This window comes from Streptomyces sp. NPDC048277, from assembly GCF_040652235.1.
In the GTDB taxonomy this organism is placed as follows: domain Bacteria; phylum Actinomycetota; class Actinomycetes; order Streptomycetales; family Streptomycetaceae; genus Streptomyces.
On sequence record NZ_JBEZLQ010000013.1, the window covers coordinates 229,904 to 249,623 of the forward strand.

Here is a 19,720-nt window from a genome sequence, read left to right on the forward strand (position 1 = left end):
CTACGTCACCTACGCCGCCTGGTAGGCCTCCGTCAGCTTCTGCACCGCCGCGCCGTACCTGCCGGTCAGCAGCAGATGGTCCGCGTCGGCGAAGGGCTTCGCCACGGCCGCCGTGATCGACTGGCCGATCCTCGCCTGGACCAGCAGCCGGGCCTTGGTGACCAGGTTCCGGCCGGTCGCGTCGGCTCCCGCCCGTTCCGCGGCCTTCGCCGCGACGGCGAGCGCCCGCAGGGTGGCCGCGCCGCCCTTCGGGGTGTCGGTCACGGTCGTCAGACCCCAGCCGTACGGGTACTGCGGGTCGTACGAGGCGTCGCCCACGTTGATCGGCAGCTGCGCCTCGGACTTCGGCCAGGTGACCGGGAGCTGTCCGGTGAAGGCCCGCTTGCCGTAGAGCACGTCGGCCACGCCGTCGCCCTCCGTGCCCGGCAGCCAGGACGCCACCAGGGCGTCGATCTCGCCGAGCCGGTCGCCGATCAGCTGCGGCCGCCCGGAGACGATCAGCACCGCGCACTTCATGGCCGCGCACACCTTGTCCACGGCGGCCTGGTCGGCGGCGGACAGGGCGAGGTCATGGCCGTTGCCGACGTCACCGACGCCCTCGGCGTACGGGGTCTCGCCGACGACGACCACGCCCACGTCGTAGCCGGTCATGGGCGCCGAGGCGTCCTTCGAGTACGTGGCGTCCCCACCGGCGTCGCGGATGCCCTGGAGGATGGTGGTGCCCGTGGTGTGGGTGCCGGAGGCGCCCTGCCAGGTGATGGTCCAGCCGCCGGTCTGGTTGCCAAGGTCGTCGGCGTTGGACCCGGCGACGTACACCTTCTGCGACTTCTTCAGGGGCACGACGCCGGAGGAGTTCTTGAGCAGCACCTGGGACTCGGCGGCCGCCTGCCGGGCGACGGCCCGGTGCGCGGCGGAACCGATCCCCGAGGCGCCGGACGTGTCGGCGTACGGGTGCTCGAAGAGGCCCAGCCTGAACTTCTGGGTGAGGATGCGGGACACCGCGTCGTCGATGCGCTGCTCGGTGACGCGGCCCGCCTTCACCTCGGCGATCAGGGCGGCGGTGAAGTCCGCGTACCCGTACGGCACCATCATCATGTCGACGCCCGCGTTCACCGCCGTGCGGACGCGGGTCGCGTAGTCGCCGGGGAGCTGGTCGATGGCGTTCCAGTCGCTGATCACGAAGCCCTTGAAGCCCATCCGGTCCTTGAGCACCCCGTTGATCATGTCCGCGCGGGCGTGCATCTTCACCGGGCCCTGGCCGTCGCCGACGATGTCGAGCGAGGAGTACGACGGCATGACCGTGCCGATGCCCCGGTCCACGGCGGTCTGGTACGGCGCCAGGTGGATCGCCTCCAGCTGCTGCCGGGTGACGGTGGTGACGCCCTGGTCGATGGTGTACGACCCGGTCGTGGACGAGCCGTAGGCGGTGCCGCCGTCGCCGACGAAGTGCTTGGCGGTGGCCAGGACCTTGTCGTTGCGGCTCAGGTCCTGTCCGTTCGCGCGCCCTTGCAGCCCCTGGATGACCGTCTCCATGGACTTCACGAGAGCCGGGTCCTCGCCGAAGGACTCGTAGGAGCGGCCCCAGCGTTCGTCACGGGTGACGCAGAGGCAGGGGGCGAAGTCCCAGGGGATGCCGGTGGCGCGGACCTCGGACGCCGTCACCGCGCCTGCCCGTTCGGCCAGCCGGGGGTCACGGGTGGCGCCGATGCCGATGTTGTGCGGCATGATCGTGGCGCCGGCCAGGTTGTTGTGGCCGTGCACCGCGTCGACGCCGTAGATCAGCGGGATCTGGAACCGGGTCGCCTGCGCGCGCAGTTGGAAGCCGTCGATCATCTGCGCCCAGGCCGCGGCCGTGTTGGGCGTGGGGGTCGAGCCCCCGCCGGAGAGCAGCGAGCCGAGGTCGTAGGCGGCGACGTCGCCCCCGGTCCCCACGGCACCGCGCTCGGCCTGGGTCATCTGTCCGGCCTTCTCCTCCAGGGACATCCGGGAGAGGAGATCGGCGACGCGCTTCTTCACGGGCAACTTGGCGTCCAGGTACGGCAGTCCGTGCGCGTCGATGACGACCTGCGGGGTCTCGGCCGGGGCCTTGGCGCCGCTGACCGTGAGCTTCAGCGGGATGGTCTCCGCCGGTTCGGCCGACCGGTCCTTCAGCGTCGGCACCTGAATGGTGCGGGTGGCCCCGGAGGCGGTGCCCGCCGGGAAGGTGAGGGTGCCGGAGACCGCCTTGTAGTCCTTGCCGGCCTCGGCGGTACCGCCCGTCGTCTCGTAGGCGACGGTCACCGGGTCGTCGATCGGGGCGGAGCCGGTCGTGGCCACGGTGACCTTCACGGACGCCGTACCGCCCTCCTTCACCGGGTAGACGGCCGCGTCCGTGCTCACGGACGCCCGCAGCGCCTGGTCCGCCTTGCCGTACAGCTCCACGTCGTCCATGGCGAACCGGCCGTTGATCCCGACGGGGAGGGTGACCGCGTACCCCCACATCTGGGTCAGCCCGAGGACGTGGTCGATGCCGCCGACCGGCTGGTAGTCGGTCCGGTACACGAAGTCGGTGAAGGGGATCTCGATCTGCTTCCAGCCGGTGAAGTCGTCGGTGAACGAGGTCGTCCAGAGCTCCGAGGCCTCGCCGTTGGCGCCGCCGTCCTTGATCTCGAAGGCGATCTTCTTGCCGTTGTCCTGGCCGTCCCACCAGAAGCGGATGCCCTTGTGGGCGGACCAGTCGTGGGCGGGCTCGGTCGCGGCGAAGTCGTGGGTGAAGCCGCCGTAGCCGCTGATGTCGTACGTCCCCGAGAGGACCTTGGCGCCCTCGGGGGCGTCGGCCCGGTCGGCGAGTTGCAGGGTCGGCGGGTCGTCGCTGTCGCTCCCCCAGGTGAAGATGCCCTCGGCGGGCTGGGAGGCGAAGGGGACCTCGCCCTCGAAGCGGTCGACGGGGGTGGGCGCGGGGTCGTCCGCGGCACGGGCCGCGGCGAGGGGCATCAGTGCGGTGAGCAAGGCGGTGGAGACGAGCAGGGCGGTTCTTCGCATGGACCTTCCCTCAACTCTCGTGTCTCGCAAATGACTTAGTTCACCTCGTGAGTTAACGGGCGGCCCAAGGGATCGTCAAGACGTCCGGCAGCCCCGGAACTCGCACCACACCGCCTTGCCCGGCTCCCGTTGCCGCACGCCCCAGTCGTCGGACAGCGCGGCGACCAGCAGAAGTCCCCGGCCGTGCTCCGACTCGGGTGTGACGCCCGGGGTACGGACCTCGCCCGGACCGCTGTCCTGCACCTCGACGCGAAGGACACCGTCGGTGTCGAGGCTCAGCTCCAGCCGGAAGCAGCGGCCCGGCGGGACGCCGTGCAGCAGGGCGTTGGTGGCGAGTTCGCTCACACAGAGCAGTACGTCGTCGCTCCGCTGGGGCAGACCCCAGTCGGCGAGGGTGATGCGGGTGAGGTCGCGGGCGATGCCCACCGATCTGCGGTCCCGGGGATAGAGGGCGGTGCGGGCGCGAAGGAGTTGGGGTGGGGCGTTCATGAGGCGACTGTCACAGGGAGTGACTACGATGAGGCAGTGAGTGAAGTCGTAGTCCTGATTACTACGGGCGCGCTACGGGGACTTCGGGCACGTACGGGGGAAGAGGTCGGCCATGTCGAAGAAGGTCGGTTCGTGGCAGGCGATCGGTGCGCTCGTGGCGCACTTCCGGAAACAGGCCCGCCTGACACAGGAGCAGTTCGCCGAGTCGGCGAACATCCACGTCGACACGGTGGGATCGATCGAACAGGGGAGACTGGCGCTCCAGCCGGACCGGGCGGAACAGTTCGACGAACTGCTCGACACGAAGGGTGCGTTGGCGCTGCTGGTGGCGCGGATGCCGGTGCGGGAGAAGGTGGTGCAGTTCGCGCAGGGGTACGTGGATCACGAGCAGGACGCACTGAGCATCCTGTCGTACCAGAGCCTGATGGTCCACGGATTGCTTCAGACCAGGGAATACTGTCGCGCCGCCTTCGACGCCCGGTACCCAGCACTCGGCAGCGAGACGGCGGAGCAATGGGTGAACGCCCGTATGGAACGGCAGTTGGTCTTGGAGCGGGAGCGGCCTCCTGTGTGCCACTTCGTCCTGGAGGAGAGCATCCTCAAGCGCCAGGTCGGAGGTCCCGAGGTGATGCGGGAGCAGTACCGCCGCATCCTGGAATCCACGGAACCAGTCCACATGAGCTTTCAGATCATGCCCATGGACCGGATGCCACACGCCGGTCTCGCGGGCCCCATGACCCTGCTGAAGACCCTTGAGCACGTAGACCTCGCCTACCTGGAGGTACAGCGCGCCAGCTTCCTTGTTGAGGAGCCCGACGAGGTCAATGACTATCAACTGAAGTATGGAATGCTGCGGTCACAGGCGCTCTCACCGGACGAGAGCGTGCGCCTCGTTGAGGGATTGCTAGGAGACCGATGAGCACTGCACTCCAGTGGTTCAAGTCCAGCTACAGCAGCAACGAGGGCGGCGAGTGCGTCGAGGTCGCCGCGCAGCCCGCTTCCGTCCACGTCCGCGATTCCAAGAACACCGGCCCCGTCCTCACGGTCGCACCACGCACGTGGCTCGCGTTCCTGGGCCTCGCGGAACGAGGCGTGTCCCACTAACTCCGGTCCGGCAACGCCCTGAAGGGGCGCGGGGAACTGCGCGACCAGCCACAACGGCGCCGCAGATGAGCCTCGGCGAGTTCGAGAAGCTCGCCGAGGGACTTCTGCCGAACCCGGGACCTACTCCGCCGGCTCCACTCCCGCCCGCAGCAGACCGTACGTGTACGCATCCTCCAACGCCTGCCAGGACGCCGCGATGACGTTCTCGGCGACGCCCACCGTGGACCACTCGCCGCTGCCGTCGGACGTGGAGATCAGGACGCGGGTCGTGGACTCCGTGCCGTGCTTGCCCTCCAGGATGCGGACCTTGTAGTCGACCAGGTCCAGCTTGGCGAGCTGCGGGTAGATCTTTTCGAGCGCGACGCGCAGCGCGCGGTCGAGGGCGTTGACCGGGCCGTTGCCCTCCGCCGTGGCGACGATGCGCTCGCCCTTGGCGAAGAGCTTGACCGTGGCCTCGTTGGCGTGGGTGCCGTCGGGGCGGTCCTCGACGATGGCCCGCCAGGACTCGACGCGGAAGTAGGTGCGCGGCTTGCCCTCGACCTCGGCGCGGAGCAGGAGCTCGAAGGAGGCGTCGGCGGCTTCGTAGGTGTAGCCGCGGAGTTCACGCTCCTTGACCCGCTCCACCACCCGGCCCACCAGCTCGCGGTCGCCGCCCAGGTCGACGCCCAGTTCCTTGCCCTTGAGCTCGATGGAGGCGCGGCCGGCCATGTCGGAGACCAGCATGCGCATGGTGTTGCCGACGAGGGCGGGGTCGGTGTGCTGGTAGAGGTCGGGGTCGACCTTGATCGCGGAGGCGTGCAGGCCGGCCTTGTGGGCGAAGGCCGAGACTCCCACGTACGGCTGGTGCGTGGAGGGGGTGAGGTTGACGACCTCGGCGATGGCGTGGGAGATGCGGGTCATCTCGCGCAGGCGGCCGTCCGGCAGCACCTTCTTGCCGTACTTCAGCTCCAGCGCGGCGACCACCGGGAACAGGTTGGCGTTGCCGACGCGCTCGCCGTAGCCGTTGGCCGTGCACTGCACGTGCGTGGCGCCCGCGTCGACGGCGGCCAGCGTGTTCGCCACCGCGCACCCCGTGTCGTCCTGGGCGTGGATGCCGAGCCGGGCGCCCGTGTCCGCGAGGACGGTGGAGACCACGGCGTTGACCTGGGCGGGGAGCATGCCGCCGTTGGTGTCGCAGAGGATGACGACGTCGGCGCCCGCGTCCGAGGCGGCCCGTACGACGGCCTTCGCGTACTCGGGGTTGGCGCGGTAGCCGTCGAAGAAGTGCTCGCAGTCGACGAAGACGCGGCGGCCCTGGTCCTTCAGGAACGAGACGGTGTCGCGGACCATCTCCAGGTTCTCGTCGAGGGTGGTGCGCAGGGCCAGCTCGACGTGCCGGTCGTGGGACTTGGCGACCAGCGTGATCACCGGGGCGCCGGAGTCCAGCAGCGCCTTGACCTGGGGGTCCTCCGCCGCCTTGGCGTTCGCCCGGCGGGTGGCGCCGAAGGCGACCAGCTGGGCGTGCTTGAAGTCGATCTCCTGCTGGGCGCGGGCGAAGAACTCGGTGTCCCGGGGGTTGGCTCCCGGCCAGCCGCCCTCGATGAATCCCACGCCGAAGTCGTCCAGGTGCCGGGCGATGGCGAGCTTGTCCGCGACGGTGAGGTTGATGCCCTCGCGCTGCGCGCCGTCGCGCAGCGTGGTGTCGAAGACGTGGAACGAGTCGTCCAGCTCGTTGGTTTCCGTCTCGGTCATGGTCTCAAGGCTCCTGATGTCGAATCTCGGTCGTACCGGAATGACCGGCTCCACCGTCCCTCAATGGTCCCTCGCGCCTGCCTTCCGGCTGAAGGTGGGCCGGAAAACGAAAAAACCCCTCGCGGGTGCGAGAGGTCTGCGCGCGGGTCGAGGACGACGATGGCCACCCGTACCTGGTCGTACGTGGTGGTCACTGCGGACCGGCGCGCCTGCTGCCAATAATCATGGCGAACGAGAGCACGGGGGCAGTCTGGCACAGCCCCGCCCCCGACTCACTCACCGTCTCAGGATGCGGTCGTCACACTGGGTGTCCCGCGAGCCGTCACCCGTGCCAGATCCAGGTCCTTCGTCTCCCGCATGGTGAGGTACACCACAAGCGATACGGCGGCGCAGCCCGCCACGTACCAGTAGAAGCCGGACTCGATCCCGGCGTTCTTGAACCACAGGGCGACGTATTCCGCCGTGCCCCCGAACAGGGCGTTGGCGAGGGCGTAGGGCAGGGCCACGCCGAGCGCGCGGACGCCGGTCGGGAAGAGCTCGGCCTTCACACAGGCGTTGATCGAGGTGTACCCGGTGACCACGACGAGGGCGAGGAGGGAGAGGCCGAGGGCGGGCCAGTATCCGTTCGCGTGTTTGAGGAGGGAGAGGACCGGCACGGTGAGGACGGTGGACCCGACCGCGAAGGTGATCAGCAGCGGACGGCGGCCGATGCGGTCGGAGAGGGCGCCGGCGAGGGGCTGGAGGCAGGCGAAGACGGTGAGCGCGGTGAAGGAGACGAGGGTGGCGGTCTCCTTGGACAGTCCCGCGGAGTTGGACAGGTACTTCGTCAGGTAGGTGGTGTACGTGTAGTAGGCCACCGTGCCGCCCATGGTGAGGGCCATGACGAGGAACGCCTCCCGCCGGTGCTGCCACAGCGCGCGCAGGGTGCCGCGCTCGGCCGCGTGCGAGGTGTCCTCCTCGTAGACCTCGGTCTCCAGCATCGACCGGCGCAGATAGAAGACCACGGCGGCGCCGAGCGCGCCGACGACGAAGGGGATCCGCCAGCCGTAGTCGTGCAGGGCGGTGTCGGAGAGGGTGTGCTGGAGGATGATCAGCAGGCCGAGGCCGGCGATCTGGCCCGCCGTCATCGACACGTACTGGAAACTGGAGGCGAAACCGCGCCGGCGCGGGTCGGAGGCCTCGGTGAGGTAGGTGGCGCTGGCCGCGTACTCGCCGCCCACCGAGAGTCCTTGCAGGAGGCGGGCGACGAGGAGCACGAAGGCTCCGCCGTAGCCGGCGACGTCGTAGGTCGGAGCGACCGCGATGAGGAGCGCGGACACGGACATGAGCGTGACGGTGAGGGTCAGCGCGGCCTTGCGGCCCCTGCGGTCACCCACGCGGCCCAGCAGCCAGCCGCCCACGGGGCGCATGAAGAACCCGACGGCGAAGATGCCCGCCGTGTTCATCAGCTGCGCGGTGGGATTCCCGCTCGGGAAGAACGCCCCGGCGAAGTAGGTGGCGAAGCTCGCGTACACGAACCAGTCGAACCACTCGACCATGTTGCCTGCCGAGCCGACCCAGATCTTCTTCCAGTGTTGTCGTCCCATGGGCCGTTCCTGCCCGGACCGGGAACACGGAATTCCTTTACTGCAAATGCCTCACGAAGACGTCCTGTTCGTTGCGCCTCCCCTGGCCGGAAGGTCACGTGTCCGCGCGGAGGTCCGTTTCCAGGAACTCGCGGACATGGCCGAGAACCCGGTCCCGGTCCGTGCCGCGCAGCCCGATCGCCACGTGGATGGAGAAGCCGTCGAGCAGGGCGCGGAGCCGGGTGGCGAAGCGGTCGGGGTCGACGGGCCGGAACTCGCCCCGTGAGATGCCCTCGGCGACGAGGGCCACCAGATCGCGGTGCCAGGCCCCCTCGATGGCGGCCTGCCGGTCGCGGGCGGTTTCGTCGGCGTTCTGCGAGCGGTTCCAGACCTCCAGCCAGAGGGTCCAGTGCGGGTCGCGGTGCCCCTCGGGGACGTACAGGTCGACGTACCCGTCGAGGCGCTCGCGGGCGGTACCGGGCCGGGTGAGCAGCCGGCCGCGCTCGCCGCCCAGCCGGCCCTCGCTCCACTCCAGGGTCCGCAGCAGCAGCTCGTCCTTGGAGTGGAAGTAGTAGAGGAGATGGCCGCTGCTCATGCCGACCTCGCGGCCGAGGGCGGCCATGGTGAGCTTCTCCAGACCGCGGTCGGCGATCATGGCCATGGCGGCGGCGAGCACGTCCTCGCGGGGCGGGGCGTTCCTGCGCGCACCGGCCATCGTCGACTCCTGGATCCTCTAGATCTTCGGCTGCTGTTGGGTGATGCAGTGGATACCGCCACCGCCGGCGAAGATCGTACGGGCGTCCACCAGCGTCACCGTCCGCTCGGGGAACAGCCGGCGGAAGATACCCGCGGCGATCTCGTCGCGCGGGTCGTCGAAGCCGCACAGCACGACCCCGCCGTTGCAGAGGTAGTGGTTGATGTAGGAGTAGTCGGCCCAGTGGCCGTCGGCCTCCAGGACGGTCGGCGCCGGAACCTCGACGACCTCCAGCGCCCGGCCGCGCGCGTCGGCCTGGGACCGCAGCAGGCCGATGACCTCCCGGGTCACCTCGTGGTCGGGGTGCGCCGGGTCCGGCTGGTGGTGGGCGACGACCACGCCGGGGCGGGCGAAGGCGGCGACGATGTCGACGTGTCCGAGGGTGCCGAAGCCGTGCGGGGGGTAGTCGCCGGTGAGGCCGCGGGGCAGCCAGATCGCCTTGCGGGTGCCGAGCATGCCGTGGATCTCCGCCTCGACCTCCTCCCGCGTCCAGTCCGGGTTGCGCTCGGGGCCGAGCTGCACGGTCTCCGTCAGCAGCACGGTCCCCTCGCCGTCGACGTGGATCGCGCCGCCCTCGTTCACCAGCTTCGAGGCGTACGTCTTCGCGCCCGCGAGGTCCGCGACCTGGGCGCCGATCTTCGCGTCGTGCTCCCAGCGGGCCCAGTGCTGGGCGCCCCAGCCGTTGAACGTCCAGTCCACGGCGCCGAGTCCGCCCTTGCCGTCGGTCAGGAAGGTGGGGCCGACGTCCCGCATCCAGGCGTCGTCGAGGTCGCGCTCGACGGTGTCGACGCCCGGACCGAGCAGCTCCCGCGCGGCCGTCGACTGGCCGGGGCCGCAGACGACGCTCACCGGTTCGAAGCGGAGGATCGTACGGGCCACCGTGGCCCAGGCCGTCCGGGCGGCGGCGAGGTCGTCCGGGTCGTCGAAGGTGGGGTTGGGGCCCGGCCACGCCATCCAGGTGCGCTCGTGCGGGGTCCACTCGGCGGGCATGCGGAAGCCGTCGGAGGCGGGGGTGGTCATACGAGGGCCCTTCACAGGAAGTACAGGCGGTTGAGGGAGACGGAGTCGGCGGGCTCGGAGCGCAGCGGCTCTCCGTCGAGGGTGACCAGGCCGGTGCGCCGGTCCACGTCGACCGCTCCGGTGCGGGAGTTGAGCCGCAGGTCGGCGGGGCCGATGCCGCGGGTGCCGCGGACGGCGACCCTGCGGCGCCGGGTGGGCATCGTGTCGTTGCCCTGGTCCAGCGCGGCCTGCGCGACGAACGCCACCGAGATGTCGGCGGGGGTCGCCCCGTGCGCTCCGAACTGCGGTCCCAGGACGAGGGGTTCGCAGGTGTCGGTGGCCGCGTTCGGGTCGCCGGTCACGCCGTACGCCGGGAAGCCGGACTTCAGGACGAGCTGCGGCTTGGCCCCGAAGTACTCGGGGCTCCACAGCACGATGTCCGCCAGCTTGCCGACCTCGATCGACCCGACCTCGTGGGCGAGCCCGTGCGCGATCGCGGGGTTGATGGTCAGCTTGGCGAGGTAGCGCAGGACGCGCTCGTTGTCGTGACCGTCGTCGGGGGCGCCGAGTTCGGCCTTCATCTTGCCGGCCATGGCGAAGGTACGGCGGACGGTCTCCCCCGCCCGGCCCATGCCCTGCGCGTCGGACGAGGTGATGCCGATCGCGCCCAGGTCGTGCAGCACGTCCTCGGCGCCCATGGTCCCGGCGCGGATGCGGTCGCGGGCCATGGCGGCGTCGCCGGGCAGGTCGGTCTTCAGGTCGTGGACGGAGACGATCATCCCGTAGTGCTCGGCGACCGCGTCCCGGCCGAAGGGCAGGGTGGGGTTGGTGGAGGAGCCGATGACGTTCGGGACGCCGGCCATCTTCAGGACGTTGGGCACGTGTCCGCCGCCGCAGCCCTCGATGTGGAAGGCGTGGATGGTGCGGCCTTCGAGCACCCGGAGGGTGTCCTCGACCGACAGGCACTCGTTCAGCCCGTCGCTGTGCAGGGCGACCTGGACGTCGTGTTCCTCGGCGACCCGCAGGGCCGTGTCCAGGGCCCGGGTGTGGGCGCCCATGTCCTCGTGCACCTTGAAGCCGGAGGCGCCCCCTTCGGCGAGGGCCTCGACCAGCGGGGCCCGGTGCGAGGACGAACCCCGGCCCAGGAAGCCGATGTTGACCGGCCAGGCGTCGAAGGCGCCGAACGCGTGCTTCAGCGCCCAGGGCGAGTTGACGCCGACGCCCCACACCGGCCCGAACTCCTGCCCGATGATCGTGGTCACGCCGGAGGCCAGCGAGGCCTCCATGATGCGCGGCGACAGCAGATGGACATGGGTGTCGACGGCCCCGGCGGTGGCGATCAGCCCCTCGCCGGACACGATGGACGTACCGGTGCCGACCACGACGTCCACCCCGTCGAGGGTGTCGGGGTTCCCGGCCCGCCCGATCGAGCAGATGCGCCCTTCCCTGATACCGATGGACACCTTGCGGATGCCGAGCACGGCGTCGATCACGACGACGTTGCTGACGACGACGTCACACGTCTCCCGGACGGCGGCGGCCTTCAGGTGCAGTCCGTCACGGGCGGTCTTGCCGAAGCCGGCCAGGAACTCGTCGCCGTACCGCTGGGAGTCGGACTCGACGCGGATCACCAGCCCCGAGTCACCGAGGCGGACGCGGTCGCCGGCGCGGGGGCCGTGGGTGGCCGCGTACTCGTGGGGGGTGAGGCGGCGGGCCTCGGCGGGGTGGCCTCCGGGGCGGCTCATCGCGCGGCCTCCCCCGCGTCGGTCCCCAGGTAGCCGCAGGCGGCGGCCCGGCGCAGCGCCTCCTCGCGGGCGCCGGGTGCGTCCAGCGGCCCGTCGACGAGCCCGGCGAAGCCGATGGCGACCCGGGCGCCGCCGATCGGCACGAGACCGACGTCCAGCGACTCCCCCGGCCCGAACCGCACGGACGACCCGGCGGGCACGGCGAGCCGCATGCCGTAGGCCTCGGCGCGGTGGAAGTCGAGGCGCGGGTTGGCCTCGAAGAAGTGGAAGTGCGAGGTGACGGAGACGGGGACGGTCGCGGTGTTGGTGACGGTCAGCCGTACGACCGCCTCCGGGTCGGTGTGCTCGGGCCCCGGCAGCAGCGCGCCGGGCGCGTCCTCGCCCGGTCCCCCGCCCCCGATCGGGTCGGTGACGACCGCGAGCCTCGACCCGTCGTCGAAGACGGCCTCGACATGCACCTCGGTGACGACGTCGGCGACGCCGGGCAGCACATCGGCCGGGCCGAGGACGGAACGGGCCGCCTCGACGGCCTCGGCGAGCCGCCTGCCGTCCCGGGCGGCCTCGCAGACGGTGTCCGCGATCAGCGCGGTGGCCTCCGGCACATTGAGCCTGAGCCCACGCGCCCGCCGGGCCCGGGCCAGCTCGGCGGCCCCGAAGAGCAGCAGCCGATCACGTTCCGTGGGGGTCAGCCGCACGTCCCGGCACCTCCTTCGCTTCCTCTTGCCTTCTCCGTTTAGAACATCACTCTAAACACCGGATTGCGGAAAGGAAACCATGGAGGCAGGCATGGCGACAGGGTGCCTGGCCATCCGCATAGAACATCACTCCAAGTCTCCGGCGGATGTCTCAGAGGAGTTCGCGATGCGGTTCTCCCAGGCCCAGGCGGCGATCTCGACGCGGTTGCGCAGCCCGAGTTTGTCCTGGATGCGGGTGATGTGGGTTTTGACGGTGCTGAGGGAGATGAACAGCTCGGCGGCGATCTCGTGGTTGGTGCGGCCCCTGGCAATGCTGCGGGTGATCTGGGTTTCACGTTCCGACAGCGGGGTCGGGGGTTCGGTGGCGTGGGGACGCGGGGGCACCAGGTGCTGGAGCAGCCGGACGGTGACAGCCGGGGAGATCAGCGCTTCTCCGGTGCTCGCGGCCCGTACCGCCTCGATCAGGAGTGCGGGGCCGGCGTCCTTGAGGAGGAAGCCGGTTGCTCCGGCGCGGAGTGCGCCGTAGACGTATTCGTCGGTGTCGAAGGTGGTGACGATCACGATGTGCGGAGGTCGGGGGATGCCGGGTCCGGCGAGGGCTCGGGTGACCTCGATGCCGTCGAGGCCGGGCATCCGGATGTCGACGAGGGCGACGTCGGGGCGGAGTTCCCGGGCCAGGGCGACCGCCTCCAGGCCGTCGCCGGCTTCCGCCACGACGGTGATGTCGGGTTGCGACTGGAGGATGAGCCGGAAGCCGCTTCGGACCATGGCCTGGTCGTCGGCGATGAGGACGCGGATGGTCACGGCTGTGTGGGGGCGGGGACGGGCAGGCTGGCGTGTACGGCCCAGCCCGCGTGAGGCAGCGGGCCGGTGCGGACGGTGCCTCCGAGGGTTTCGACGCGCTCGCGCATTCCGATGAGGCCGAAGCCGCCGACTCCACGCGGCCGGGCGTGAGTTGCGGGGGCGTCGTCGGTCACCTCGACCGTCACACCCTGCGGTCGATGGGTGATGGTGACGGTGACCCGCTGGGCGTCGGGTGCGTGGTGGGCGACGTTGGTGAGTGCTTCCTGGACGACGCGGTAGAGGGTGCCGGCGATCTCGGGGGGCCAGTCGACCGCGTCGGGGGCGCGCAGGGTGACCGGGGGGCCGTGTCGGGTGAAGCGCTCGACGAGCCGGTCGATCGACTCGGGCGCGGTCTGCCTCGCGGTGGTGTCGGCCGGGTCGCGCAGCAGTCCCACGAGCTTGCGGAGGGCGGCGAGGGTGTCGGCTCCCGCTGATTCGATGCTGGTGAACGCGTCGGTCGTCGCGGAGTCGTGTTCGCCGGTGAAGCGGGCGGCCTGGGCCTGGACGAGGATGCCGGTGACGTGGTGGGCGACCACGTCGTGGAGTTCTCTGGCCAGCTCCAGCCGCTCCTCGCGCCGGACGGCCTCCACGGCTGCATGTCGGCGGTGGTCCAGATGGCGCAGCCACACGCCGAGTGCGAGGCTCCCGGCCCAGATCGTGGCACCGGTCAGGGCAAGGTTGGCCCGGCCGCTCCATTCGTAGCTGGTGTGGGCGAGTCCGCCCGCGGCCATGACGATCACACCGGCTGCCCCGATGACCACCGCTCGGCGCGGCGGCAGCGACCGCGCGGCCGAGGCGGCTAGTACGGCCAGGCCGGTCATCGCGCCGCCGAGGAGCGCGAGCGGTTCGAGGATCCACCGTCCGGCCGCGAGCGTGGCCGAGGCGTAGACGGCGAGGCCGGCCACGGGCGCCCCTGTGCGGCTCAGCCCGCGCAGGAGGGCGATGGCGCAGATCACGGCGCTGACAGCGAGGTCGAACGGCCATTGGTCGCCGGCTGTGGTGTGGGTGATCTCGCGCATGTCGAAGGCGAGCGCGACCGCCATGATCAGCCCGAGGCCGATGTGCGTTCCGTTCCCGATCCCGCGGACCCATCGCTCCAGCCACACAGCGCCCAGGGTACGACCGCTCCCGTCGCGGCAACTGTCGGCCGAAAGTACGAACCCGCGTCGGGCACGGTGCGAACTTGCGGCCGATACCGCGCGTGGACGCGATCGGTGAGGTTTGGGCTCCTGCCATCCGCTGTGAGAGGAAGCGATGAACGAGCATCGAGCGCAGCCGCCGGACGACGAGTTGATCTCGGTGGACGGGCTGACCAAGACGTACCGGACCGGCTCACCACCCGCCCTGGCAGAGGTCAGCCTGCGTGTCACGGCCGGGGAGGCGGTGGCCGTCATGGGCCCGTCGGGCAGCGGCAAGTCCACCCTGCTCAACCTCCTCGCCGGTCTGGACCGGCCCACCGCCGGAACCGTCACCGTGGCCGGGCGGCGGATCGATGCCCTCGGTGAGAGCGCGCTCGCCCGGTTCCGGGCCCGTCATGTCGGGATCGTCTTCCAGTTCTTCAACCTGCTCGACGACCTGACGGTGCTCGACAACGTGCTGCTGCCCGCCCAGCTCGCCGGAGCCTCCCGGCGTCGTGCCCGGGCACGCGCGGACGAGTTGCTCACGCAGTTGGGTGTCGAGCGGCACCGCGACACCTACCCGGCGCGGCTGTCGGGTGGGCAGCGCCAGCGGGTGGCGATCGCGCGGGCCCTGGTGAACTCCCCCGAGCTGCTGCTGGCCGACGAGCCGACCGGGGCGCTGGACACCGCCACCGGCGCGGCGATCAGCGAGCTGCTGCGCCGGCTCAGCGCCGACGGCCAGACCCTGGTACTGGTGACCCACGATCCGCGGCTGGCCGAGCGGCAACGGGCCCGTACGGTGCGGATGGTGGACGGCCGTCTCGCCGGCGTGGGCGAGAGGACGGCGCGGTGAGCCGGCTCGCCGTCATCAGGACCGCCGGCGGCGGAGTCATGCGGCACAGAGCGCAGGCGGTCGTGATCGGTGTGGTGCTGCTGGTCTCCACCGCCTCGGCCACGCTCGGCTTCACCCTGCTGGCCGCCATCGACGCGCCCTACCAGCACGCCTTCGACGCCCGGCGCGGCGCGCACGCGGCCATCACCGTCGACACCGCGCGTGCCGGCCCCCGCCGTCCGGCCGCCACCGGCACCCTGCCCGGGGTCACCGCGGTGGCCGGACCGTTCGCCGTGGCGACCGTTCAACTGCGCTACGGCGGAGTGTCGTTGGGGCCGCGGACACTGGCCGGCCGGGCATCGCCCGGCGGGCCGGTCGACAACGTGGTGCTCTCCGAGGGCCACTGGCCGGACAGGCCGGGCCAGTTGGTGCTCGACGCGGGGCCGGGAGGCGGGGCGGGTTACCCGGGGCTCGGTGACGCCGTGACGGCCACGGGCCCCCGAGGCGTACACACCCTCACGGTGACCGGGTTCGCCACGTCGATCACCAGAACCGCCGACGGCTGGGTGACCCCGGCCCAGGCCGGTGCGCTCGGACCTCAGGGGGCTTCGGCGACCGCGCAGCTGCTGGTCCGGTTCGCCGACGCCGGCACCGACGCCCGGATCCGCCGCGATGTCGCCGAGGTCGCCCGAGCACTGCCGAGCGGCGCGGTGGCCGGCAGCACCTCCTGGCTGACCACCGAGCGCAACGCGGCCGGCAACGCGGCACTCATGGAACCGTTCCTGCTCGCCTTCGCCCTCATCGGCCTCGTACTGGCCGTACTGATCGTCGCCAACGTCGTCAGCGGCGCGGTCGTCGCGCAGTACCACCGCATCGGCGTACTCAAAAGCATCGGCCTGACCCCCGGCCAGATCGTCGCGGTCTACCTGAACCGGATCGGTCACCCGGCCCTGGCCGGATGCCTGGCCGGGGTCGCGGCGGGCAACCTGCTGGCCGTCCCGGTGCTGCGCGCCTCCTCCGGCATCTACGGCGTCGGCCGCCAGCAGGTGCCATGGTGGGCATCGGTCGCCGCGCTGGCCGGAATGCTCGCGCTCACCGTCCTGGCCGCGCTCGGCCCGGCGGTGCGCGCGGGCAGGCTCTCGGCCGTGCAGGCGATCACGACCGGACGCGCCCCCCGGGCACGGCGCGGGTACGCCGCGCACCGCCTCACCGCCCGGCTGCCCCTGCCACGCCCGGTCGGCATCGGGCTCGCGGCCCCGTTCGCGCGGCCCACCCGAACCCTGATGACGCTCGCCGCGATCGCCGCCGGCGCCACCGCGGTGATCTTCGCGGCAGGCCTGAACACCGCACTGGGCCGGGCCGAGCAGGCCCAGACCCTCGCCACCACCGCCCCCGTCGACATCCGGCTCGCCGACCCGCACGCCGACGCCGACGCGGCACAGGACGCCACCGTGACGGCCGCACTCCACGCACAGCCCGGCACGCGGCACTACGTCGCCGTGTACGGCAGAGGAGCCGCCGCGGCGGTCGAAGTCCCCGGCATCGCACAGCCGATCGACATCCAGGCCTTCGGCGGGGACGCCTCCTGGCTCGGCTACGCCGTGATCACCGGCCGGTGGTACCGCGCCCCCGACGAGGTGGACGTCAACACCGCCTTCCTCACCGACAGCGGACTGGCGGTCGGCGACACCACCACCCTCGACACCCCCGGGGCCGCACCGGTCACCGTACGGATCGTCGGAGAGGTCTTCGCCCCTTCCGGCAACCCCTGGCTGCTCACCGGCGCACAGACCCTGCCCGGCCTGGCCACACCCGGCAACCTGGAGGGCTACGACATCGGCCTGGGTCCGGGCACCGACACCACCGCATACATCCGGGCGGTCAACACGGCGCTGCGCCACGGCACCCCCTGGCAGGCCGCCGTCCCGTCAGGCAACCAGTTCTACGGGATCGCCACCGGCCTGCTGGGCCTGCTCGCACTCATGGTCGCCGTCGCCGCGGGACTCGGCGTCCTCAACACCGTCCTGATGTCCACCCGGGATCGTGTCCACGACCTCGGCATCCTCAAAGCGCTCGGCATGCGACCCGGCCAACTGCTCACGATGGTCCTCTGCCAGGTCGCCGCGCCCGCCGTCGCCGCAACGGCGATCGCGGTGCCCACGGCGATCGCGCTGACCACCGCCACCGTGCACGCCATGGCCGCCGCCAAGAGCACCCGCGTACCGGCCGGCTTCACCGACGTCTTCCCTGCCTCCCAGCTCGCGCTGCTCTCGCTCGGTGCCTTCGCCATCGCGCTCGCCGGAGCGCTGCTGCCCTCGAGCTGGGCCGCCCGCGCACGTTCCGCCACAGCACTGCGCACCGAATGACCGGGCTCCCCGGTTCCGTCAGCCCGCCTCCAGCCCCGGCAGGAACCGGCTCGCCCCGAACGCGGGCTTCAGGTCCGTCCACCACGTCGCCCCCTCGTCGTACGCGGCGAAGAAGGGGCGGCCGACCAGGGCCGGGTCGCGGGCCTGGATCAGGTGGAGGGCGAAGACCTTCTCGCCGGCCACCTCGGCGACGCCGTCCACGCAGACCTTGCCGGGCATCGCCGACATGACCGGGCCGCGGACCGTGCGGGCGAGGCCGGAGACGCGGGCGTAGGCGTCGCGGAAGATGGCATGGCCGCGGGCCAGGGGGACGCCGAAGTAGCCCTGGGGGCCGGTGTCCCGTTCCACGAACTGGTAGTACGGCACCGCGCCCAGCGTGGTGGTCTGCTCCCACAGCTCGGCCCAGGCGTCCGCGCTGTCGTTGATCCCGGCCACCAGCGGGCCCTGGCAGCGGATCACGGCGCCGGTGTCGCGGACGCGGCGCATGGCCTCCCGTACGACGGGCGGGCGCAGCTCCTGCGGGTGCGTGAAGTGGGCCATCAGCGCGAGGTGGCGGCCGCTCGCCACGACCTGTTCGAAGAGGCGGAGCAGGTCGTCGGCGTCGCGGTCGGTGGTGAACCGGTACGGCCAGAAGGCAAGGGACTTGGTGCCGATGCGGATCGAGCGGATCGTGTCGATCGCGAGGAGCGGTTCGACGTAGCGGCGCAGTACGTCCGTGGTCATCACCAGCGGGTCGCCGCCCGTGATCAGCGCGCTGGTCACCTCGGGGTGGGCGCGGAGATAGCCGGTGGTGGCGTCGATGTCGTCGGTGGCGATCCGCAGGTCGGCCTCGCCGACGAACTGCGGCCAGCGGAAGCAGTACGTGCAGTAGGCGTGGCAGGTCTGGCCCTGGCGCGGGAAGACCAGCACCGTCTCCGGGTACTTGTGCTGGAGCCCGGTGAGGCGGCGGCCCTCGTGCACGGGGACGTTGGCGTCGAGCTGGCCCGAGGGGTGCGGGTTGAGCCGCATCCGGATCTCGTGGGCGGCGCGCAGGAGTTCGGCCTTGGGCGCCGCACGGGCCAGCAGGTCGGCCATCCGGCGGACGTCGGGCGCGGGCAGCATCCCGGCCTGCGGGAAGGTCAGCCGGAAGATCGGGTCCTCGGGTACGGCCGACCAGTCGATCAGCTCGTCGACGACATACGTGTTCGTACGGAACGGCAGGACCGAGGAGACGGCCCGCAGCGCCAGTCGCCGATCGTCTGTGAGAGGCACGCGCCGCAGCAGACCGTCCAGGTCACGGGGCGTGAAGGCGCGAAAACGGGGGTGGTGCGCTGAGCTCATATCGTGCTGAGGCCCTCTATTCCGTGACCAGGACCGAAGTGGGCCGCAACTCCACGAAGGCGGCCGCCTGCGCATCGTACTTCTCCCCGAAGTGATGGATGAGCCGTCGATGCAGCTCGCTCTCGTCGTCCACCACGATGACCTCGTGGGCGCCGGTCGCGCTCAGCGCCGCGCTGTAGGCGCTGAGTTGGTCGAGGCGGCGGCGGGCGAGGTAGGTGACGAGGTCGGGGGCGGCGACGTAGAGGCGGTCGTCGACGAAGACGAACCGGCAGCTGAACTCCCGTCGGCCGTCGGTGGCGTCGACGAGGGTGACGGGGAGATGGGTGAACCGTTCCATCGGCTTGCCCTGCTGCCACAGCTCGTCGAAGCGCTGCTCCACGAAGGCGCCGAGCGGGGAACGGACCGCGACCTCCAGCTGGACCCCCTCGCCGGAGAGCCGGCCGACGGTGAGGAAGGAGACCAGGCAGCGCTCGTCCCAGCGGTACAGGGTGACGCCGGGGGAGGTCGAGCACAGCCGTACCTCCAGGAGCTGGCGGGAGGTGGCGTCCAGGCGGCGCGCGAACTCGTCGAGGGTACGCAGGTTGCGCATGATGTCGCGGCGGATGTCGGCGCTCTGCTCGCCCAGTTCCCGGCCGCGCAGGATGACGGCCAGGGAATCGGGGTCGAGGAGCAGGATCTGGACCCGGGCGCCGCTCGCGGTGGCGGATCTGACGCCCCGGAAGAGCCGCTCGGAGAACTGCGGGCCGAACAGGTTGGAGAAGGTGTCCAGGACCTTCACATTGGAGGTCGAGCCGTACACCTGTGCGGCGAACCACTCGTAGTCCAGCCGGGTGTGTTCGCGGACCCGGCCCTCCTGGGCCCGGGATATCAGCGGGCCGATGACGAACACGGTGACGACCACGCCGACCAGGTCGGTGCCCAGGTTGAGGGCGAGGTTCTGGCCGTAGCTGTCCATGCCGGCGGCCCGCCAGAGCAGCAGACCGGCCACGGCGGCGAGCAGCGCGAGCACGGTGAGGCTCTGCGGACGGCGTGGCGTCCGCAACGTGCGCACCAGCCAGCGCAGCCGTGGCACCGGTGATCGTCCGCTCACGCGTGCTCCCTCCCCCGTGGATTCAGGAGATACCCGTACGGGGGAGGC

16 protein-coding genes are annotated in these 19,720 nt (G+C 71.2%); 4 read left to right on the forward strand and 12 right to left on the reverse strand.

The window, feature by feature from the left end; translation table 11 throughout:
• Nucleotides 1-9: 9 nt before the first annotated feature.
• Together AB0D85_RS27745 and AB0D85_RS27750 are read right to left on the reverse strand one after the other, a co-directional pair.
• The gene (locus tag AB0D85_RS27745; protein WP_362325593.1) at nt 10-3,021 is read right to left on the reverse strand and encodes a glycoside hydrolase family 3 N-terminal domain-containing protein; all 3,012 of its coding nucleotides are present in this window, start codon (nt 3,019-3,021) and stop codon (nt 10-12) included.
• 75 nt (nt 3,022-3,096) lie between these two features.
• Complete coding sequence (locus AB0D85_RS27750) at nt 3,097-3,510, reverse strand: ATP-binding protein (RefSeq protein WP_362325596.1); 414 nt, start codon at nt 3,508-3,510, stop codon at nt 3,097-3,099.
• Between the two features lie 112 nt (nt 3,511-3,622).
• Between AB0D85_RS27750 and AB0D85_RS27755 the strand changes: the two genes are divergently transcribed.
• Both AB0D85_RS27755 and AB0D85_RS27760 read left to right on the forward strand, forming a co-directional pair.
• Nucleotides 3,623-4,429, forward strand: a complete 807-nt coding sequence (locus AB0D85_RS27755) for a helix-turn-helix transcriptional regulator (RefSeq protein WP_362325599.1) — start codon at nt 3,623-3,625, stop codon at nt 4,427-4,429.
• Nucleotides 4,426-4,614, forward strand: a complete 189-nt coding sequence (locus AB0D85_RS27760) for a DUF397 domain-containing protein (protein ID WP_362325602.1) — start codon at nt 4,426-4,428, stop codon at nt 4,612-4,614. Before AB0D85_RS27755 ends, AB0D85_RS27760 begins: the two co-directional genes overlap by 4 nt.
• A gap of 120 nt (nt 4,615-4,734) precedes the next feature.
• On the opposite strand, the gene cimA is transcribed toward AB0D85_RS27760, so the two are convergent.
• From cimA to AB0D85_RS27800, 8 genes are all read right to left on the reverse strand, one after another.
• Entirely contained in the window at nt 4,735-6,345 is a 1,611-nt protein-coding gene (cimA, locus tag AB0D85_RS27765) for a citramalate synthase (protein ID WP_362325605.1), read from the reverse strand.
• 284 nt (nt 6,346-6,629) lie between these two features.
• A complete protein-coding gene (locus AB0D85_RS27770; protein WP_362325609.1) occupies nt 6,630-7,931 on the reverse strand; it encodes an MFS transporter in 1,302 nt (433 codons plus the stop codon).
• Between the two features lie 94 nt (nt 7,932-8,025).
• Nucleotides 8,026-8,625, reverse strand: coding sequence for a TetR/AcrR family transcriptional regulator (locus tag AB0D85_RS27775; RefSeq protein WP_362325612.1), 600 nt, complete (start codon nt 8,623-8,625; stop codon nt 8,026-8,028).
• A gap of 18 nt (nt 8,626-8,643) precedes the next feature.
• Complete coding sequence (locus AB0D85_RS27780) at nt 8,644-9,684, reverse strand: agmatine deiminase family protein (protein ID WP_362325615.1); 1,041 nt, start codon at nt 9,682-9,684, stop codon at nt 8,644-8,646.
• An 11-nt stretch (nt 9,685-9,695) separates the two neighbouring features.
• Nucleotides 9,696-11,408, reverse strand: coding sequence for an urease subunit alpha (locus AB0D85_RS27785; RefSeq protein ID WP_362325618.1), 1,713 nt, complete (start codon nt 11,406-11,408; stop codon nt 9,696-9,698).
• Nucleotides 11,405-12,103, reverse strand: coding sequence for an urease subunit gamma (ureA, locus tag AB0D85_RS27790; protein ID WP_362325621.1), 699 nt, complete (start codon nt 12,101-12,103; stop codon nt 11,405-11,407). The genes AB0D85_RS27785 and ureA overlap by 4 nt, the downstream gene beginning before the upstream one ends.
• Nucleotides 12,104-12,229: 126 nt before the next feature.
• Nucleotides 12,230-12,907, reverse strand: coding sequence for a response regulator transcription factor (locus AB0D85_RS27795; RefSeq protein ID WP_362325624.1), 678 nt, complete (start codon nt 12,905-12,907; stop codon nt 12,230-12,232).
• Nucleotides 12,904-14,052 (reverse strand): histidine kinase, encoded by a 1,149-nt coding sequence (locus AB0D85_RS27800; RefSeq protein WP_362325627.1) that lies wholly within the window; start codon nt 14,050-14,052, stop codon nt 12,904-12,906. The genes AB0D85_RS27795 and AB0D85_RS27800 overlap by 4 nt, the downstream gene beginning before the upstream one ends.
• A gap of 148 nt (nt 14,053-14,200) precedes the next feature.
• On the opposite strand from AB0D85_RS27800, the gene AB0D85_RS27805 reads away from it, so the two are divergent.
• Together AB0D85_RS27805 and AB0D85_RS27810 are read left to right on the forward strand one after the other, a co-directional pair.
• Entirely contained in the window at nt 14,201-14,917 is a 717-nt protein-coding gene (locus tag AB0D85_RS27805) for an ABC transporter ATP-binding protein (RefSeq protein ID WP_362325630.1), read from the forward strand.
• Nucleotides 14,914-17,262 carry an FtsX-like permease family protein gene (locus AB0D85_RS27810; protein ID WP_362325633.1) on the forward strand — a complete coding sequence of 783 codons (2,349 nt, stop codon included), beginning with the start codon at nt 14,914-14,916 and terminating at the stop codon, nt 17,260-17,262. Before AB0D85_RS27805 ends, AB0D85_RS27810 begins: the two co-directional genes overlap by 4 nt.
• A gap of 18 nt (nt 17,263-17,280) precedes the next feature.
• Here AB0D85_RS27810 and AB0D85_RS27815 read toward each other — a convergent pair whose 3' ends face one another.
• Nucleotides 17,281-18,513: a lysine 2,3-aminomutase gene (locus AB0D85_RS27815; RefSeq protein ID WP_362325636.1), complete on the reverse strand. Its 1,233-nt coding sequence runs from the start codon at nt 18,511-18,513 to the stop codon at nt 17,281-17,283.
• An 85-nt stretch (nt 18,514-18,598) separates the two neighbouring features.
• The gene (locus AB0D85_RS27820; RefSeq protein WP_362325639.1) at nt 18,599-19,672 is read right to left on the reverse strand and encodes a hypothetical protein; all 1,074 of its coding nucleotides are present in this window, start codon (nt 19,670-19,672) and stop codon (nt 18,599-18,601) included.
• Nucleotides 19,673-19,720: the final 48 nt, after the last annotated feature.

Excerpts from the sequence above, each read along its gene's own strand:
- AB0D85_RS27760 (WP_362325602.1), top strand. The coding sequence starts at position 4,426 with ATGAGCACTGCACTCCAGTGGTTCAAGTCCAGCTACAGCAGCAACGAG.
- AB0D85_RS27780 (WP_362325615.1), bottom strand. The coding sequence starts at position 9,684 with ATGACCACCCCCGCCTCCGACGGCTTCCGCATGCCCGCCGAGTGGACC.
- AB0D85_RS27775 (WP_362325612.1), bottom strand. The coding sequence starts at position 8,625 with ATGGCCGGTGCGCGCAGGAACGCCCCGCCCCGCGAGGACGTGCTCGCC.
- AB0D85_RS27755 (WP_362325599.1), top strand. The coding sequence starts at position 3,623 with ATGTCGAAGAAGGTCGGTTCGTGGCAGGCGATCGGTGCGCTCGTGGCG.
- AB0D85_RS27745 (WP_362325593.1), bottom strand. The coding sequence starts at position 3,021 with ATGCGAAGAACCGCCCTGCTCGTCTCCACCGCCTTGCTCACCGCACTG.
- AB0D85_RS27750 (WP_362325596.1), bottom strand. The coding sequence starts at position 3,510 with ATGAACGCCCCACCCCAACTCCTTCGCGCCCGCACCGCCCTCTATCCC.
- AB0D85_RS27805 (WP_362325630.1), top strand. The coding sequence starts at position 14,201 with ATGAACGAGCATCGAGCGCAGCCGCCGGACGACGAGTTGATCTCGGTG.
- AB0D85_RS27770 (WP_362325609.1), bottom strand. The coding sequence starts at position 7,931 with ATGGGACGACAACACTGGAAGAAGATCTGGGTCGGCTCGGCAGGCAAC.
- AB0D85_RS27785 (WP_362325618.1), bottom strand. The coding sequence starts at position 11,408 with ATGAGCCGCCCCGGAGGCCACCCCGCCGAGGCCCGCCGCCTCACCCCC.
- cimA (WP_362325605.1), bottom strand. The coding sequence starts at position 6,345 with ATGACCGAGACGGAAACCAACGAGCTGGACGACTCGTTCCACGTCTTC.